We start from the raw sequence: 20337 nt of genomic DNA, 5'->3' as shown, positions 1-20337 counted from the left end.
CTTGTTAGGTTTTATTATTGATTGGTTATTATAATTTTTTTGTTAATTTTTTTATCTCCAGAAATCATCTGAACCAAATAAACGCCATTACTTAAACTAGAAACATCTATTTGCTTTGGAGTATTTGTTTTCTTAAAAACCTCTTTTCCGTAGACATTAAATATTTTTACAACAACATTGTTTGTTATTGAAGATGCTGCATAATTAATAGTAAGCTCTTTACCTGTTATTGGGTTTGGATAAAGTCTAATATTAGATTTCTCAAAACTTGTTACCGCTAAGTTTACACCTTGTTCATATACTTCTTGGGTATACGCAACAGGTGAAACATGGTCTCTATACATAATGCCAGAAACATTTAATTCTATAGGTCTACGTACTGTAAAAAAGGTAAAACGCTCTGCATTATCTGGTTGCCAAGTAAATACAGAATAACGCTCTACAAAGCTAGTATCATCTAACATATTTATATAAGATTCTAACCCATCACTAGAAGCTTGAATGTCTACTGGTTTATTAGACACCCATGGAGCGCCATAATTAAATTCTTTAATCCAAATTGGACGTTGCCATTTGTCATGAATTGCTTTTAGCCAATTGTAAAAATTAGCTGGAGATGTTTTTTTATAATAATGTACTACTATATAATCTACACGTAAACCTTTTGCTTCTGCTTTCTCCATAAATTCATTACGCCAAGTAGCTCCTTTTGCTCCATCTGTATTTGCAGGAGAGCCCAAACGTAAACCAGATGCTAGCAACAACTCATATTTTTCTATAGCCTTATCTGTTGTCATATTAGATTGGTCATCATTATCTGGTTCGTTAAAAGCCATATGATGCGAAATATCCATTCTTTCACCTAAACTAACCGATTTTGAGATGGAACCACCAGACCATTGGTTGGGTACAAATTCAATTTCTCCTAAATTTTCACCAGTATTGCTCCAATTGTAATACCAAGAGTTATTTAAAGCAACAGCAACATCAGTACCTCCACCTGCAAGTCCTTTTTTATGAACATCTCTCCAAGGAGAAACACGAATAAATGAAGCTTTCTTTTGTAATTCTGCAGGAAGATTAATTCTTAAATCGTGGTCTGCCGCTACATATACCTTACTTACACCGGTGCCGTTTACATCTTCTGCAAAAGTTGCCATATATCCTTTATCTAAGGTAAATGAAACTGCCCAGTTATCGTATGCAGCTAAAGTACCGTTGTAGAAACCACAATATATTTCGTGCATATCACCAGAAAAATCATATTCTGAATAAATTTCAAGAACAGGATCATCTTTTTTTGTAGCCTCAAAAACTACTTTTGCTGCTTGTAAATCTGCCAAAGCTTGATCTACTGCTGCAGAAGTCGCCTCACAATTTGCAAGTACTGTTTTTACTTCATTTAATACTGTTTGAAAAGTAGCTACTGCTGTTTGCGGATATTGCCCGTAATTAACTCCAATAGAAACTGCAGAAAGCAAGGTTTCTGATACACTAACACTACTCATTAAGTTTAAACGGTTTTCATCTACACTTAAAAAATAAATATTATCGAATTGGAATTGTCCATTATCATTATACATAAATAATGATTGAATATCTACTTTAGCAATATTATTTGCTGGTTCTAGAAACGGAACATCTGCCGCCATTAATACACCATCTACATAATAATCTATTGTTTTGGTAGTAAAATTGATGTTTGCATTAATTGCATAAAAGGTGTTTGTTTGTAAAGTTATCTCTGGAGATCCATTAGTAAAACCACCAGGAACACCTTCTAAAATGGTTGTTGCATATTGTATACTTGCAGATTTAGAACCAACATCAAGCGTAGCTAAATATTGCCCTGTTTCCGAGATTAAATTTACCTGACAACTTGCATAAGAACGACTGGCAGATACATCAAAAGAAAGCGTTACTTTATTTGAAATAGCGTTAAAAGTTCTGTATGCTGATGGCTGATCTGTACTATGTTCAAATTTTAACTTACCACTAGCAAAAGTTGCACTACCTGTAGTATTATATTCTGTCCATTCGGTTGGTAATGCACCTGCTTCATCAAACGTATCATTTAGTATTGTTCCACATGGATTTGTTTGTGAAAATCCATAGAAAGTGAATAAAAAGACTATTAACTTTAGTAAATTTCTCATTTTATTAAGTTTTAGTTTTGACTAGAAATGATAATTTTTTTAGTCGTTTTTATATCACCAGATACAATTTGAACTAAATAAACACCACTGCTTAAATGAGAAACATCTACTTGATTAGCTCCATTTGATTTGGTTAAAACTTCTTTACCGTACACATTATATATCGTAACAATTGCATTTGTATATAAAGAAGGTTCTGTGTACTTAATAGTTAATAAACGACCTGTTACTGGGTTTGGATAAAGACCAACATTAGATTTCTCGAAATTGCTTACTGCTAAGTTTACCCCTTGCTCATATACTTCTTGAATGTATGAAGGTGCAGGAGATTCTAGATCTCTATAAAATTGTCCTGTAATATTTAGTTGACCATCCGTCATACCACCTATACCAGTAGCTTGCCCGAAGAAATAATACCAATTGTAACGCTCTATAAAGTCTGTCTCTTCTAGAGCTTCTGTTAAGCTTTTTATATTATTATACCCCTTTTCTTGGGTAATATTTGCAGATCCCATATTTGGGTTTCCATAGTTGTATTCTGTTACCCATATTGGAAGATTATATCTATCATGAAGCGCTTTAAATCGCTCTATAAAAGTAGATTTTGAACGACGAACATAATCATGTGCTGGAATAAAATCTACACGATAACCACGTACTACACAAGAATCCATAAATTCTTTAATCCAAGCATCATCATTAAATGAATCGTTATTTGCACTATATTGTATATTCTCTACACCTGGAGCACCAATTCTAAGACCAGAAGCCAATAGTTTTGGATAGGCTTCTAAAGCTTGTGCTACCGTTAAGTTAGATTGATCTGAGTTATCGGGTTCATTAAATGCCATGTGGTGATTTAAGGTCATATCTTTTCCAATCTCTTCCATCTTTTCTATATAGGCATTATTATTAGATTTAGTCCAAGACATTGGCACAAATTGCGTTCCTGAATTTTTATCAGATGCCGCTAAGGTCCAGTTATAATGCCAGGTCACATTATAGGTATCTGCAGTAGTCCATTTTGTATTTCCTAAACTTCCTTTTTTACCAACTGGAAACCAAGGGCTCACACGTATAAATGAAATTGATTTCTGTAGCGCTTCTGGTAAATTAATAGCTAAATCATTATCTTGTGCAACATATACTTTACTAACACCTAAACCATTAACGTCTTGTGCAAAAGTTGCCATATATCCTTTTTCTAATTTAAAAGATACCGCCCAATCTTCGTATACTCCTAGCCCTCCATTATAATACCCACAATAAATTTGGTGTTCTTCGCCTGAAAAACCATAACCTGAATACATTTTTAAAACAGGATCATTTACTTTTACAGCTTCAAAAGCTACTTTTGCAGCTTCTATATCTGCTATAGCCTGATCTATTGCTGCAACGTTAGCAGCACAATTTTCAAGTACTACTTTAGCATTGTTTATTGCTGCCTGAAATGTATCTATATCAGATTGTCTATATTGACCATACTTATCACCAACCTTTACAGAAGAAATTTGCGTTTCGGCAGAACCTACATTACTCATTAAGCTTAAACGGTTTTCTGCTGCGTTTAAAAAAGAAATATTATCGAAATAGAATTGTCCATTATTATTATACATATAAAATATCTGAATATCTATTTTGGCGATGTCTGTAGCTTCGTCTAAAAAAGGAGCATCCTCATAAACTAACTCACCTCCATTATAAAGATTTACTTTTTTTGTAGTAAAATCTATTTTAGCAGAAATATTGTAATCTGTATCCTTATTTAATGTTACTACCGGAGTTCCTTCTGCAAAACCACCAGGAACACCATCTTCTAAAGTAGTAGCAATTTTTATAGATGCTGTACCTTTACCTACTGAAAAACCCGTTAGGTATTTACCTGTAGATGAAACTAAATGCACCTGACCGTTTACCGAGTTACGAGAAGCATTTACCTCAAAAGAAAAAGTAGCATCATTTGTTATTGGAGTAAGTGTTCTAAACGCTCCTGGTAGTGCTGTACTATGCTCAAATTTTAGTTTACCATTTGCAACTGTTACGCTTCCTGTGGTACTGTATTCTGTCCATTCAGTTGGTAAAGCGCCTGCTGTATCAAAAGTGTCATTTAGTATACTTCCACAAGGGTCGGTTTGTGCAAAATAAGTCAGTGAAAAAAGTAGTAGAAAAAAAGTAATTTTTGTTTTCATAAGTTTACATTTTATAATGTTAATATGTTATTTTACTTCTCTATCGACTTCTTAAAAAACAGAAAAAATGCTGCTAACAATTTATCATCAATAGAAAAATATTGTTAATTGATTTCCTCAAAATTATCAAAACCATTTATTTTATAATTCTCATTTAAGAGATATAAATGTTGCAAGTAGGTATATAAATAAGTAAACATAATTTTTACTATGATTTATTAAATAAAAACAGCACAGGAATGTTTTTTAAGATACCGAAGTCAAAATTATATAAGAGATAGGTAAGTTGTTTTTTGAGGGTGCTGTTGGCGAGTTTTTATTATAAGAAGCGGTGAATAAATGTGTTAAAAGGGTGTTGGTATTTTGCATTAAACAACTAATTAACAACTATGTTACCATAGTTATTGATTAGTTTTTTAATTCCTAATTTTTAAGGATGTGTTAAATTTTAACAAATTTTTTGACTAAAGAATTATCGTTGCTCATTAATTTAATTAAATAAACTCCGTTTTTTAAAAACGCTACATTTATTTCAGAGTGGTCTTTTAATAAAACACCCTGATGTGATAATTTACCTTCTAAATTGTATATTTTATAAGTAATAGTATTTTCTTCTATGTTACTTATGTTTAAAATTTCACTAACTAAAGTAGGAGTAACTTGTATGGAAGAAAGGTTGAAGGTTTTGTTACTTAGGTTGGTTTCTGTACACGGAATTAGCTCGTATTTTGCAGATAAAAAGTTTCCGAGATAAAGTTGATCATCGTTTACATCAAAAAGAAACTTTAAAGTAGCATTTTTTAAACTTTCTGTTGTAGTTAGTGTCCCCGTATAATCAACAAAGTCATTCCAATTACCAGTACCATTAATTTCTAGAGATCCAATTTTAGTGTCATTTGCAAAAACTTGTAAGATTCCTGTATTATAACTTGAAGGAACTTTGTGCGAAACATTTAAAGTTAAAAGGTATTGTGCAGGAGTTGGTATGTTAATGGAATCAAATTCAACATAGTTTTGGTTTTTAGTAAAACCTATATTTCCTGCTGATTCAACTTTTACACCAGACCCATCAGCAGGGAATAAATTGTCAACATTTTTAAAATACAAAGTGTCACCTGGATAATATATATAATCAGGAACGATATCTTCTTTATTAATATAACTTGGATCTAAAGAGTAAATTATAGGTTGAATTGTTCCATCGTCATTAAAATACATTTTTTCAAAACCTGCTGATCTACGATGATAGGTACCACTGTTCACATCTGCTCGTTGATAAAAAAAGTACCATTGGTCATTAAATTCAATTGCCGATGCATGATTTGGAGCACCTGGAGCATTTGGAGCAAGCTCACCAGCTAGAGTAGCGTATTTTGGCAATGGGCTATCCGACATCCAGTATTTGGTAACTGAACCAACACGAGCATTTAAATAATAAATGTTATTACGTTTAAAAATGTGAGCAGCTTCGTCTACAGTTTCCTCTGTTAATCGTACCCAATCACTGTCTAACTCTGTCATATTGTCTTTTAGTTTGGCACCATAGATATGCCTACCTTCATCACCAATATTTACTTTGTTATCACTACCATAAATATACGCCTGCCCATCATCATCAACAAACACTGTAGGATCAAAAATAGTTGTAATTTTATCAGAAACTGCCTCTTCCCATGGACCTTCTGGATTACGGCTTTTAGCTACTCCTACATGAGTTTTATCATAAGGAAAGTAAAAATAATACCAACCATCTTTATAGGCTACATCAGGGGCGTTCATTTGTCCACTAGCCCAAGAGTATTCTCGTGGTTTTAATACGACACCATGATTTACCCAGTTAATCATGTCTTCGGATTCTAATACCATATAATCTTGCATACTAGAGTAACCCGTTGCATCGGGTTGATCGTGAGAACAATAAACATAAACTTTACCGTTGTATACTTCTGCTGCTGGATCTGCTGCATATAAAAAACCTTCATCAACATTCCTTAGAATTGGATTGATTGAATTTTGAGTCCAGCTATATAAAGATAGAAGTGTTGTTACTAAGCATAATATCGGTTGTAATATTGCGTTTTTCATTGTTTAAGTTAATTTTAGGATCTAGTAAGAAATTCAAAATAAAGATATTGTTTGTTTTTATTTTAATTATCTCAATAACAGGGTAGATAAGTTGCATAAATAACTTTTTTTTCTGTTTTAAAAAAGAGAAAGCAGAAAATATCTGAACTAATATAATATACAATAGAATGAGTTGTATTCTTGTCCATAAAACCATGTGTTGTTTGAATAAAGTATTTGGGGATGAATCAATTTATATAGAACTAAATTATGGTAAACATTAATTTTGTTGGTTTATTAATAGCCAGTAGATAAGTTGTTGTTTGTATCTATTACAAAAGAGCTAATACTAAATGGGTGGTATCTAAATAAAATAGATTATTTGCATTTATTAGAATCTATTTTTTATCACCTATTATTACTGCTATTTCGTGCCGATTTGTTTGTTTAACATAGTTTAATTTAAGTTAATCAACTTACAAATTATGGGTTTGTGTTACAGTTATTAAATGGAATGAGCCCGATAAAATATCGAGCTCATTGTATAAATTAATTTTTTAATAATCTGTCTAACTTTTTAGCGGCAGTTCAATACAAACTGTTTTTTACCTATTCGATAATTTATCGAAAAACAAATGCTAATTTTTTAATATTTTTTGAGTGATAGCATCCCCTTCAACAGATGTTGCAACAATAATAAATATCCCTTGAGGCAAACCAGAAAGACTTATTTGATTGTTTGGACTTTTTATTGTTTTAACCACGCTACCATTGATATTATAAATCAATAATTCTGCAATTTCTGTTTTAGTTTTTACCAATAATGCCTCTTTAGTTTTTACATAATAAAAATTATTAGAGGCATCACTTGTTATTGATTTAGTTGATAAACTTGCCAATGCTTCTTTAATTTTTTCTGCAGCCTGTATTCCCTGACGTTCACGACCTGCTAAATTAAAATGCACATCATTTGTGTTTTGTTCAGATAAGTTGTTTAATGTTGTTGTAAACTGGTCATCAATAAGAATTTCTGGGTAATTAGCCATTACAGATAAGGCAGCTGTATTGTATGTTACTTCATCACCACGTTTTCTACCACCTGCTCCTGATGGTACATAAGAAGTAGTTGCAAAAATAAGGTTATCTGCTGTGGGTTGTAATATTTTTACAATTGAATCCATATTAACAGCATACTCATCTACCGGAACAACTTGCGTTCCGTTTAAATTAAGATTATTATTAAGTAAGTATTTTAAATCATGAAGACCCCAGTTAAAATGTATTACATCCCAATGTGTATCTCCTAACCAAAGTTCTTGGTTTTCAAACATATCTAAAGTGCTTCCTCCATTATCAGGAATTCTGTACACATTGGCTACGCCTTCTAATTGTTCTCTAACAAAAGGTGTATATCCTATAGATACTGAATTCCCCATTAATAATACATTTGGTAATTCTGGATTGTTCTCCGGAAAATCAAAGGAAGCATGATTACTGTATCCATTTATTTCCATTACTAAATCCCAAACGTCTTCATTAAAATAAAGTTCGCTAATTTCAAAACCTTGTACAATATATTCTTGAATTTTACTTCTAATATTTCCATGGACATCTTTAACGGTTACTTTTATATAAACAACGCCAAAACCATCTTTATTGTAAATAAATGAAGTCTCATCAATTGGTGTAATGCTTCCTTTTCCATAAATAAGATTATACTCATAAGTAAAATCATCACCTTCAGCATCATAAGCATCTACTCGTCCTATAATTTGGTTAACTCCTTGTTCTCCTTCTCCTCCTTGTTGTTCTATTGCAATAGAAAATGAATTTATTTTAGGGGCACCAACAGCCTCATAATCTTTTACTTTAAGAGAGATATTATTATAGGTATAATCTGCCACCGTTGCACCCGTATTTAACCTAAGCTCATAAGTACCAGACTCTTGAATTGTAACATTTAATTGCTCGTTTTTCCAAGATGTTTTTAAATCCATCTCACTAATATCAATAGAAGTTTCCTCCCCTTCAGGAGAATCTATACGATGTAATACAGATTTTAATACAGATCCGGCTACTGTTGATTTACAGTAATATCTAACAGTACATATATCGCCTGCGTGTAATACAAATTTATTGTCACTTGTAATATAAACGGACTCCATTCCATTTGCAATAGATACAGAAACCTTCCCTCTAGGCATATCTACATTTTGCCAGTTAGGCTCTACAATACTTGCAAGAGTTGCTTCTGATCCTGAGTTAAGCCCTAAAGTCCAAGTCCCATCAATATTATCTTCAAATTGAATATTTTCTATTAGATTTGGATATTGTCCAAAGGCAAATTGTATATTTATTAGACAAAGAAGAAGAAGAAGAAGAATGTAATTTTGTTTTTTCATTATGTTTCGTTTTATTTTTATTGAAGAAAAAATGTTGCTAATTGATTTCATCAAAATTATTAAAAGTATTCAGTTTATAATTCTCGAATTAGAGATGAAAATGTTGCAAACTAACCAAAATAAGATTGAGACATAGCAAAATGGCAATACAATTGAATTGGTTACGATTTGTGTTTTTATAAAAAAAGCACCTTAAAAAAGGTGCTCTATATTTAAAAAAAAACTTGAATTTATTTTTTAATTATTTTATGTGTTTCAGAAGTTGTGTCTCCGTCTAACTTTAATAGGTAAATCCCTGTTGATAAATTATGTAAAGTAACACCAACTTTATTCGTTGTCATTTTACCACTTCTCATTACTTGTCCATTCATATTATAAATGATGTATTGCTTAAACAAAGTATCTGGATCTGAAATTGTTAATTTATCTGAAACCGGGTTCGGATAAATGTTTACTCTATTAACAAGAGCCTTTTCTGTAGACAATGCATCGTCTAAATCTATCTCAAAACTAGTAAGACTAAGTGGTGCTATACCTACATTAAATTGATTATCTGCGTTTGCAATAACCTGGTCTTCATCTCCTGTAATTGCTGCAGCTTCGTGCCAATTTGTTTGCTTAATAGTCATGCCTTGTTTCAATCCAAAATTATTAATGTTTATAGAAAAATCTGAATAGGTAGTTTCGCTAGAATTAATTAGCCATAAGGTTAATTTATTATCTTTAATAAATGCCATAGAATTTACATCACCAAAGTTATTAAGCGTCTGTTTTACATAGGTAGCATCGTGTACACTTTCTGCAAATTTTTTCATGATGTAATATGATCTCATACGTCTACCGTTTTGAGATGCTGTAAAAACAATTGGTCTGGCGTAATACTTATTAAAGTTATTATTTTTCATAAAAACTTCAAAAAACAACTCTCCTTGTATACCACCTGCATAACTATTACACTTGTCTTTATACCAAGAAAGTGCATTGGTCATTGGCACCTCATCTTCTGTAGTTTGGCCACCACCACCATGAGAACTTTCATCGTTAATTCCCATTTTATTTACACCATTTAACGCATTCCCATATTGAGCCCAAGTATTGTTTCCTCCATATTTATGTGCCGAATAGGCATGTACATATTGGTCTACATTATTAGAAACATACGTATTAATGGTTTTAATACCTCCTGTTAAAGACCATGCTCCAGAATCAATTATTAATGGCATCTCAATATTTCTAGCAGCTAAATTGCTTATTAAACTTTCAATAGCTGTTTTAGCTCTAGAAGCTGTCATTACACCTGTCCACTCTTTAGAAGTTGATAAATATGTAATTGGCACACCATTATTGCTCATATACTCTACATAATCGGCTAAAAATCTTCCGTACTTAACACCATCATACGCTTTTGAGCCAGACTCATTACCTCCTGTATTATCATAATCATAAATAAATGTTGGTAAATTATTTCTGTTTCCTTGGCTATACCCATGATAATCTGATTTCATGGTAGCAAAAAACTTTATTTCAGGATTTACTTCTAAAATCATTTTCATACTTTTTACTTGCTCTCCATAAGCACCAAACATATCTACATTTCCTTCCGTCATTTCTTGAGTTTTATCATACTTCACTCTAAATGTATTAAACGGAATATCTTTTATTAGCCAATCTACTATTTCTTCTTTATTTGGAGCATCTTGTAAGGCAGCAGCATTACGTTCCATATCTGCACCTATCATTAGAATTTCTTGTTTGGTATCTTGTGCATTAATACTTACAGATTGCACAAACGGGTTACTAGAAGCTTCAAAATTTGAAATTGCTGTTTGTAAGTCTGCGGTTGCCTGGTTTATTTCTGATTCACTTGCAGCACAATTATTTTCTATTACAACTGCTGCCTCTATAGTCGTTGAAAATACATCATAATCATTTTGTGAATACTCTCCACCAGCACTACCAATTACGGCAGAATTTAATAAATTCTGAGCATTGATTACTGCATTAGATAAGGATAAACGGTTTTCATCTGTTGTAGATAAAGTAATATTATCAAAATTAAAATTACCGTTATTGTTATACATAAACAAAGACTGGATATCTAATTTAGATACATTCGTTGCAGTTTCTAAAAACGCTACATCTGCCGCCATTAATACACCATTTGCATAGTAATCTATTGTTTTGGAAGTAAAATTAATATTAGCAGTAATTACATAAATAGTATTTGTTTGTAAAGTAACCTTTGAAGCTCCATCTGTAAAACCACTAGGAACACCACCTGCAGAAATGCTTGTTGCATATTTTATACTAGATGACTTAGAACCAATATCTATGGTAGATACATACTTACCAGTAGATGAAAGTAATGTTACCTGACAACTTGAATAAGAACGAGAGGCAGAAACATCAAAAGAAAAAGTTACATTGTTTGAAATAGCTGAAAATGTTCTATACGCAGAAGGCATTGTTTGACTATGATTGAATTTTAACTCTCCATAAACAACAGTTACATCTCCAGAAGTATTGTATTCTGTCCATTCGGTTGGTAAAGCTCCTGTACCATCAAACGTGTCATTTACTGCACTATCACAAGTATTAGATTGCGCAAAATGAGTTAGTGTAAAAAGAAGGAAAAAGAGAAAAGTAATTTTTGCTTTCATATTTTGAATATTAGTGAGTTATATTTTCAAAATTAATTAAAATCTAAGCTTTACAATTATCACATGGGAGGCACAAATGTTGCAAGGAGTACTAAAAGAGGGAAATATTCTCAATTTTAATAAAAATATCTCTTTCTCTATTTCAAAAAAAGAGGTTGTCTAAAAAGGAAGTTATTTGTCAATCTAAATTTATTTCAGATTCTGATGAAGATTGAAATCCAGTAATTTAAGATACTGAAACAAGTTCAGTATGACAAGATTTAAACCTTTTTAGACAGCCTCCAATATTTTATAAGAGTGGATGTTACTTTTTAATTATCTTATGTGTTTCAGAAGTTTTTATGCCTTCTAATTTTAGAAAATAAAATCCTTTAGAAAGTTTACTGGTATTTATTTCAACTTTTTCTGATGAAATTTCACCGCTTTTAATTACCTGTCCATTTATATTATAAACTGTAAATTGGTTAAATACTGCATCTGGATCTGAAACAACTAATTTATCTGCAACTGGATTTGGATATATATTTACATTGCTAATCTGATGATTTTCTGTAGATAACGCCGCTTTTGGGTCTATCATAAAATAACTAATACTAAGCGGTGCTATATTTGCTTTAAATTGATTGTCTGAATTTGCTTCTATACTATTTTCATTACCCGTAATTAGCGCTGTATCATCCCAATAAATTTGTTGAATATTCATGCCTGCTTTCAACCCCAAATTATTGATGTTTATTGAAAAATCTGAATATGCAGTTTCACTGGAATTCACTATCCAAAACACCATTTTATCATCTTTAAGAAATGCCATGGAAACAACATCTTCAAAATTATTAAGGGTTTGACTTACATACGTTGCATCAACTGCATTTTCTGCAAATTTTTTCATGATGTAATACGATCTCATTCGTCTACCGTTTTGAGACGCCGTATAAACAATTGGTCTGGCAAAATACTTATTAAAATTATTGGCTTTTACACTTAAATCAAAAAAACATTCTCCTTGAATTCCGCCTGCATACATATTAGCACGATCTGTATATTGAAACAATACTTTTGTAATTGGCACTTCTGCTTCTGTGGTTTGTCCGCCACCTCCATGGGAAGATTCATCATCAAAAGAAAGCTTCCCAGCACTTTTTACGGCATCACCAAAATCGGTCCATGTTGTAGTATCTCCTCCGTTATAATTATGGCTACTATAACCGTACACATATTTATTAACATCCTTAGCAACATAAGCATTAACGGTACTAACTCCTTTACTTAAAGACCATGAGCCTGGGTCTATTATCAAAGGCATAGCAACACCTCTTTCAGCTAAAGTGCTAATTAAAGTTTCTATAGTAGTTTTTGCAATTTCTGCGGTTACTACAGACCATTCTTTAGAAGTTGCCAAATAAGTTATAGGCACTCCATTATCACTCATATATGCTACATAATCTGCTAAAAAGAGTCCGTATTTAACGGCATCAAAATATTTTGTTCCTAAAAAACTATCTGTAGCACTAACGTATTCATAATCATAAATAAAAGTTGGTAAATTGTTTTTATTCCCTTGTCCGTAACCATGATAATCAGATCTCATGTGAGCAAAAAACTTAAGCTCTGGATTTACTTTTAACATCATTTTCATGGTTAAAATCATATCGCCATAAACGCTGTCTAATTTTTTATTTCCTTCAACCAATTCTTGTGTTTTATCATACTTAACTCTGTACGTATTAAAAGGAATGTCTTTAATTAACCAATCTACTATTTCTTCTTTATTTGGGGCTTCTTGAATGTTATGTGCATTACGAACCATATCTCCACCCATCATTAATACTTTTTGCTTGGTATCTAATGCGTTTATACTAACAGATTGTACAAACGGAACACTAGAAGCTTCAAAATTTGTAAGTGCTGTGTTTAAATCTTCAAGTGACTTACTTAATTCTGATTGATTAGCAGCACAGTTATTTTCTACCTCAATAGCTGTGTTTATAGCAGTCTGAAATATATCATAATCACTTTGAGCATATTCTCCTCCTTCAGTACCAATTGCGGCAGCATTAAGAATAGATTCCGAATTTCTTACTGCATTTGAAAGTAATAATCGGCCTTCATTACTGATAGAAACTGTAATATTATCAAAATTGAAATTACCATTATTGTTATACATAAATAATGATTGAATATCTACTTTAGTTACATCATTAGCCGTTTCTAAAAACGGAACATCTAACATTATTAATGCACCGTCCGCATAATAATCTACTGTTTGTGTGGTAAAGTTTACGCTGGCAGAAAGTGTATAAATAGTATTTTTAATTAAAGTTATTTTGGATGAACCATCAGAAAAACTACTAGGAACACCTTCTGACATGGTAGTTGCAAATTTTATACTTGATGATTTAGCGCCAACATCTATTGTTGACAAATACTTACCTGTAGCAGAAATTAAATTTACATGACAACGAGAATAGGTTTTACTTGCCGATACATCAAAAGAGAAAATTACATTTTCTGAAACAGCTGTAAAAGTTCTATAGGCAGCTGGTAGTGTTGCATTAAAATCAAACTTTAATTGCCCCGAATCTACAGTTACATTGCCAGTAGTATTGTACTCTGTCCATTCTGTAGGTATAGATCCGGCTTCATCAAACATATCATTAACAACACTGTTACAAGTATTGGATTGCCCAAATTGAGTAAGTGTAAAAACCAGAAAAAAGAGAAAAGTAATTTTTGTTTTCATTTTTTAGTATTAGTTGGAGGTTATATCTTCAAAGTTATTTTAATTATTAGTTTTAAAGTTATCTTTTAAGAGATGTAAATGTTGCAAGTAGTGCTAAAAGAGGGAAGTATTCTCAATTTTAATAAAAATATCTCTTTCTCTATTCCAAAAAAAGAAGTTGTCTAAAAAGGAAGATATTTGTCAATCTTAATTTATTTCAGATTCTTATGAAGATTAAACTCCAGTAAGTTGAGATACTGAAACAAGTTCAGTAAGACAAGATGTAAACCTTTATAGACAGCCTCCAATATTCTATAGGAGTGGATGTTACTTTTTAATAATTTTATGTGTTTCAGAAGTTTGATCTACATCTAATTTTAGAAGATAAATTCCTGTTGAAAGCTTCGTTACATTAACCTCAATTTCTTTGGTATTTATTTTACTTCTACTCATTACCTGTCCGTTAAGATTGTAAATTGTATATTGCTTAAATGCTGCATTTGGGGCGGATATCATTAACTTATCTGCCACAGGGTTTGGATAAATATTTACGTTACTAATTTGATGATTATTTGTAGACAGTTCTGAATTTATATCGATGACAAAACAGCTAATACTTAGAGGTGCTATATTTGCTTTAAACTGGTTATTTGCATTCGAGGTAATATTAATCTCAGCTCCTTCAATTGCTGTAGCATCGTCCCAATAAACTTGCTGGACCTTCATTCCTTCTTTCAACCCTAAATTACTAACGTTTATTGAAAAACCAGAATAATCTGACTCACTAGAATTTACAATCCATAGTGCCATTTTATTGTCTTTAACAAAAGCCATAGAAGACACATCTTCGAATTTATTAAGTGCTTGATTTACATAGTTAGCATCAACAGCATTTTCTGCAAATTTTTTAAAGATAAAATAAGATCTCATACGTCTACTTTCTGTTGCTGTAAAAACTACTGGCCTTGAGTAATACTGATTAAAGTTGGTGTTTTTCATCCAAACTTCAAAAAGCATTTCACCATTAAGACCACTTGCATAGCCATCACATTTGTCTGCATACTTATCTAAAGTACCAGCTATTGGCACCTCCCATTCTGTAATTTGACCACCTGCACCGTGAGATGCTTCATCATTAAAAAACATTTTTCCTGTTTTTTTTACGGCATTGCCATATTGAGACCATGTATTATTTCCTCCATATTTATGTGCTGAATAGGCATAAGCATATTGATCTACATTATTAGAAATATATGTATTAACTGTTTGAATACCTTGATTTAGTGACCAAGCACCAGAATCTACAATCAATGGCATAGCAATACCTCTAGCAGCCAAATTACTAATTAAAGATTCAATTGCCATTTTAGCTCTAGCTGCCGTCATTACTTGTGTCCATTCTTTAGAGGTTGATAAATAGCTTATCGGTACTTCATTATCACTCATATACTCTATATAATCTGCTAAAAAACGACCATATTTAACCCCATCAAATGATTTTGTTCCTGTAGTAACTCCTTCTGTAACATCATAATCATAAATAAATGTTGGTAAATTATTTCTGTTTCCTTGGCTATACCCATTATAATCTGATTTCATGGTAGCAAAAAATTTAATATTAGGATTTGTTTTAAGTATCAGTTTCATACTCATAACTTGTTCTGCATAAGTACCATCCATATCAACAACACCCTCAGTCATTTCTTGTTTTTTATCATATTTAACTCTAAAAGTATTTAATGGAATATCCTTAAAATACCAGTCTACTATTTCTTGTGGATCGGGAGCATCTAATAAGGCAGGAGCATTACGCTCCATATCTCCACCCATCATTACAATTTTTTGTTCAATGTCTAAAGCATCAATATCTATTGTTCCGTCAAATGGAACAGCAGAAGCTTTAAAATTTACCATTGCACCTTTTAAATTTTCAAGAGCTTGGTTTACTTCAGATTGACTAGCAGAACAGTTTTGCTCTACCGAAATTGCGGTATTTATAGCTGTTTTAAAAACATCATAATCATTCTGTGAATATTCTCTACTGTTGGTACCAATAACAGCAGTATCTAGCATAGCATTCGCTATAATTATTTCTTCTGACAATAATTGATGAGCTTCACTTGTAAAAAAAGTAATATTATCGAAATAGAATTGTCCAGTATTAGAATACATATACAATAATTGAATATCTAATTTGGCAATATCTTCTGCCGCTTCTAAGAAAGGAGCACCTTCATAAACCAATGCGCCATCATTATAAAAATTTACTTTTTGTGTTGTAAAATCTATTTTAGTTGAAATCTTGTAATCTGTATCCTTAATTAAAGTTACTTGTGGTGTTCCTTCTACAAAACCTCCTGGAACTCCATTTTCCATTGCTGTTGCAATTTTTATGGATGCTGTCCCTTTACCAACTGAAATAGTTGTTAGGTGTTTTCCTGTTGAGGACACCAAGTGAATCTGACAATTTACAGAGTTACGAGAAGCATTTACTTCAAAAGAAAAATTAGCATTACTTGTTATTGGAGTAATAGTTCTGTAAGCAGCAGGTTTTTGATTACTATGCTCAAACTTTAACTTACCATCCGTAACAGTAACACTGCCAGATGTATTGTATTCTGTCCATTCAGAAGGCAAAGCTCCTGTTCCAATAAACGTATCATTAACAACAGTACCACAAGGATTGGTTTGTGCAAAGTAGGTTAACGTAAAAAGAAGAAAAAAGATAAAAGTAATTTTTGTTTTCATTTTTTTAGTATTAGAGATACATTTAAAACTACAATAACTATTCACTTTATAAATATCATTTAGGAGGTGAAATTGTTGCAATTACTACTATCATTATAATAAAAAATCGAAATATTTATAAAAAAGTACCTCTCACTTTATATCACAAAAAAGCAGCATCTAAATTAATTTTAGATGCTGCTATATTTATTTAAATAAGTAACTTATTTTTTAACTATTTTATGTGTTTCAGAAGATTTTACTCCTTCTAATTTTATAAAATAAATTCCTTTAGAAAATTTAACTGTATTAATTTCAACTTTTTCCGAAGAAATTTTACCACTTTTAATTACCTGTCCATTTATATTATAAACTGTAAATTGATTAAATACAGCATCTGGATCTGAAACAACTAATTTATCTGCAACTGGATTTGGATAAATATTTACGTTGCTAATTAGATGGTTTTCTGTAGACAAAGGTGCGTCCGGTGCAAAAACTTGTACCTCAGCCAAAGTTAATGCCTGTGTAATATTTAATTGAACCTTTACAATCTGTCCTAGAGCACCACCTGCATCAAATGTAATTGAAGGATTTGGATGTGTTGTATATGTTTGGGAAATCTGTGATACTCCTGCACTATTAAGAACAGATACTGTAAAGTTAGACATTCTATCAGCACAACATGCATCTGTTCTGTTAAACACTTTAATTTCACCAATTTTTTGTTCTGTACCCAAATCTACTTGCCACCAAGGGTTTTCTTCATTATTTGTAACTGTTACAGAACCACTACCATAATTACCGTTTGTATCGCCATCTATTGCCAAGGAAGCTGGTTTGTTAAACTGTGGATTTGTAGAAGATTGTGTAGCTGTACCCGTAAGCGCAATATTTTCTGGTATTGCTTCTGGCTTTAAATACAATGCCATCAAAGTTTCTCCACTAGATTTTACAGAACCATCGGTTAAATTAATGCTATTCCATAAATTGTACATTACCAAACCATCTACTTTATATTCTAATGCTTTTTCTAAACGAGTACCGTTTCCTTTAGCATCGTTATGGTTTACTTCAGAATCCCAAACTGGCAATCCTTTTGCTTTTGCTAAATTGATAAATGTTGGCCAAGAAGAATGATTAAAACCTAAATTATGCGTTGCTGCAACTGTTATATAATCTTCTATATTGGTATTGTTCATAACATCTATACTTGCAGGAATTCCCCAAGCACAAGAACCTATTAGTTCTGCTCCGTTTACATTATTGTAAAGAGAAGAATAAATAGTATTCATTTGACTAGGAGTCCAAGGGTTATTAGTTCTTCCATCCTCATTAAAAGCATTAATCCATTTACATTTATACTCTGCAGCGAAGTCTTTTATTCTTTCAATTAAAATATTAGTTGCATTTGCATCATTTTTAACATCACATAAACTTTCTGTAGTATTTAAAACACCACAGGCTATTCTATGACCTCCACTAGATTGTGCAGGATTTGCAAAAATTGGAAAACCTGCTTCTACAGCAATTGTATAGAAATAATCGAACATTTCTTTGTTAGGGTTCAATCCTTCGGCATAAATAGGAATACGAATCCCATTAACTTTAAGATTGATAAAACCTTGTAATAAATTATCTGCTTGTTCTTTTGTTTTAATTTTATCTTGAATAAATGCTTGTTTAGCATCTCCTAGAACATAATCCATATCATTTGTGTAGATTTCAGATGTATGGTTTTGTCCGTTGATATTCACACAACAAACCAGCACTAAAATTGTAAAAATTGCTTTTTTCATTATTTTATATTTTTAATTTAAAATGATTTCAATTACCGGAATCTCAACATTTGGTTTAGTAACAGGAAGTCTTAAGTTTACATCTTGCGCTGCCAAGTCTTTTTTCCCCCAAGCTCCATGAGGATTTTTAATTTGAATTTCTGACATATCATGCAAGAACTGAACGTACTTTATTTTTCCTTTCATCCCTTTTAAGGTAAAGTTTTGTAATGGATAATCTATTAAATGAATATAAAGTCTATTCGTAGTTGGGTTATAGGTTAAAATAGAGTTTTCTGGGGTTTCAAATTCTTCTGGGGCTTGTGTACATCCGTAAATTGCACGTCCATTATATTTCATCCAATCTCCCATTTTTAATAAGGCACCCTCCGCTCGATAATCTATTTCTCCTCTTCCTGTTGGACCAACATTTAACAACACATTACCTCCTTTACTCACAGACTCAATTAATAATACTAATAGTTGCTTATTATCTTTCCATGTAAGTTCATCTCTATAATATCCCCAAGAACCACTAAATGTTTGGCAGGTTTCCCAAGGAATTTTTTTACCTTCATACGTTGGCCATTCGGTTACCTTAAATTGTTCTGGTGTTGTAAAATCCCATCCACCAGCATAATCTTGTATGTCTAATCTATCATTTACAATAATACCTGGTTGTAGTTTTCTAATTAGTTTCATTAATTCTACAGAACCCCAATCGTCCTTATTTTTTCCGTGCTTTCCAGGAATTGAATAATCTAACCAAAGCATATCTACTTGTCCGTAATTGGTTAAAATTTCTGTAACTTGATTTTTTAGGTATTCGCGATAAACACCCATATCACGATTTTTATTGATAGTTTTATACTCTTTCTCGTTTTTTGGTGCTAATGGATGTATTCTATCAATAGTGTAATCTGGATGTTTCCAGTCGATAATTGAATAGTAAAAACCAATTTTTATTCCTTCAGCTCTAAAAGCATCTACAAATTCCCTTATGGCATCTTTACCATACGGGGTATTTGTTACTTTATATTCCGTGTATTTAGAATCGAATAACGTAAACCCGTCATGATGCTTTGTGGTAATTACAGCATATTTCATTCCTGCTGCTTTTGCTAATTTTGCCCATTCTTGCGGGTTGTATAAATCAGGATTAAAATTATCTATGTATTTCTGGTAGTCTTCATCAGAAATTTTTTCACGCGTTTTTACCCATTCATGTCTAGCTGCAAGAGAATAAGCTCCCCAATGGATAAACATTCCAAAACGATCGTTGGTCCACCAAGCTAATCTTTCTGTTTTTTCTTGCTCGGTTTCATCCCATATTTTCTTTTGTTGCCCGTTAGACATTAAATAGGTAAGGCAAAATAAGGTGGTTAGAATAATTTTTTTCATGTGATATAATTTAATTGAATATTACAAAGCTAAATCATTTTTAAATTTTCATTTTCCAACTTAAGGGGTACAAATGTTACATAAAGAAGCCTTTTGCATTCGAAAAACTCCAAAGTGTAAAAAATAAATGATACTTATAACGAAACATTAATACCTATAAATACAACTTAGCGCATTGACAACACCTATAATTTTTGAATCATTTTATACAACAATTCTATTTGATAAACTTTATTTCTCT

The 20337-nt window shown here is 31.8% G+C and carries 9 protein-coding genes; all 9 read right to left on the bottom strand.

What is annotated here, in order from left to right; translation table 11 throughout:
• Nucleotides 1–14 precede the first annotated feature (14 nt).
• A complete protein-coding gene (locus WHD08_RS12205) occupies nt 15–2156 on the bottom strand; it encodes a glycosyl hydrolase (protein WP_208890633.1) in 2142 nt (713 codons plus the stop codon).
• Nucleotides 2157–2167: 11 nt separating this feature from the next.
• Complete coding sequence (locus WHD08_RS12200; protein WP_165731312.1) at nt 2168–4345, bottom strand: glycosyl hydrolase; 2178 nt, start codon at nt 4343–4345, stop codon at nt 2168–2170.
• 441 nt (nt 4346–4786) lie between these two features.
• On the bottom strand, nt 4787–6430 hold the full coding sequence (locus tag WHD08_RS12195; RefSeq protein ID WP_208890634.1) for a family 43 glycosylhydrolase: 1644 nt from the start codon (nt 6428–6430) through the stop codon (nt 4787–4789).
• Nucleotides 6431–7047: 617 nt separating this feature from the next.
• A complete protein-coding gene (locus tag WHD08_RS12190; protein ID WP_208890635.1) occupies nt 7048–8811 on the bottom strand; it encodes a T9SS type A sorting domain-containing protein in 1764 nt (587 codons plus the stop codon).
• 230 nt (nt 8812–9041) lie between these two features.
• Complete coding sequence (locus WHD08_RS12185) at nt 9042–11471, bottom strand: T9SS type A sorting domain-containing protein (RefSeq protein ID WP_208890636.1); 2430 nt, start codon at nt 11469–11471, stop codon at nt 9042–9044.
• 304 nt (nt 11472–11775) lie between these two features.
• A complete protein-coding gene (locus tag WHD08_RS12180) occupies nt 11776–14211 on the bottom strand; it encodes a T9SS type A sorting domain-containing protein (protein ID WP_208890637.1) in 2436 nt (811 codons plus the stop codon).
• A 306-nt stretch (nt 14212–14517) separates the two neighbouring features.
• A complete protein-coding gene (locus WHD08_RS12175) occupies nt 14518–16938 on the bottom strand; it encodes a T9SS type A sorting domain-containing protein (protein WP_208890638.1) in 2421 nt (806 codons plus the stop codon).
• A gap of 203 nt (nt 16939–17141) precedes the next feature.
• A complete protein-coding gene (locus WHD08_RS12170; protein WP_165731317.1) occupies nt 17142–18716 on the bottom strand; it encodes a T9SS type A sorting domain-containing protein in 1575 nt (524 codons plus the stop codon).
• Nucleotides 18717–18728: 12 nt separating this feature from the next.
• Nucleotides 18729–20096, bottom strand: a complete 1368-nt coding sequence (locus WHD08_RS12165; protein WP_165731318.1) for an alpha-L-fucosidase — start codon at nt 20094–20096, stop codon at nt 18729–18731.
• Nucleotides 20097–20337: the final 241 nt, after the last annotated feature.

This window comes from Polaribacter sejongensis, assembly GCF_038024065.1.
Classification (GTDB): Bacteria; Bacteroidota; Bacteroidia; order Flavobacteriales; family Flavobacteriaceae; genus Polaribacter; species Polaribacter sejongensis.
This window is presented reverse-complemented; position numbering and strand designations above follow the sequence as displayed.

Bases quoted from the DNA above. Each gene is read 5' to 3' on its own strand.
- WHD08_RS12175 (WP_208890638.1), bottom strand. From the start codon at position 16,938: ATGAAAACAAAAATTACTTTTATCTTTTTTCTTCTTTTTACGTTAACC.
- WHD08_RS12170 (WP_165731317.1), bottom strand. From the start codon at position 18,716: ATGAAAAAAGCAATTTTTACAATTTTAGTGCTGGTTTGTTGTGTGAAT.
- WHD08_RS12195 (WP_208890634.1), bottom strand. From the start codon at position 6,430: ATGAAAAACGCAATATTACAACCGATATTATGCTTAGTAACAACACTT.
- WHD08_RS12185 (WP_208890636.1), bottom strand. From the start codon at position 11,471: ATGAAAGCAAAAATTACTTTTCTCTTTTTCCTTCTTTTTACACTAACT.
- WHD08_RS12180 (WP_208890637.1), bottom strand. From the start codon at position 14,211: ATGAAAACAAAAATTACTTTTCTCTTTTTTCTGGTTTTTACACTTACT.
- WHD08_RS12200 (WP_165731312.1), bottom strand. From the start codon at position 4,345: ATGAAAACAAAAATTACTTTTTTTCTACTACTTTTTTCACTGACTTAT.
- WHD08_RS12190 (WP_208890635.1), bottom strand. From the start codon at position 8,811: ATGAAAAAACAAAATTACATTCTTCTTCTTCTTCTTCTTTGTCTAATA.
- WHD08_RS12205 (WP_208890633.1), bottom strand. From the start codon at position 2,156: ATGAGAAATTTACTAAAGTTAATAGTCTTTTTATTCACTTTCTATGGA.
- WHD08_RS12165 (WP_165731318.1), bottom strand. From the start codon at position 20,096: ATGAAAAAAATTATTCTAACCACCTTATTTTGCCTTACCTATTTAATG.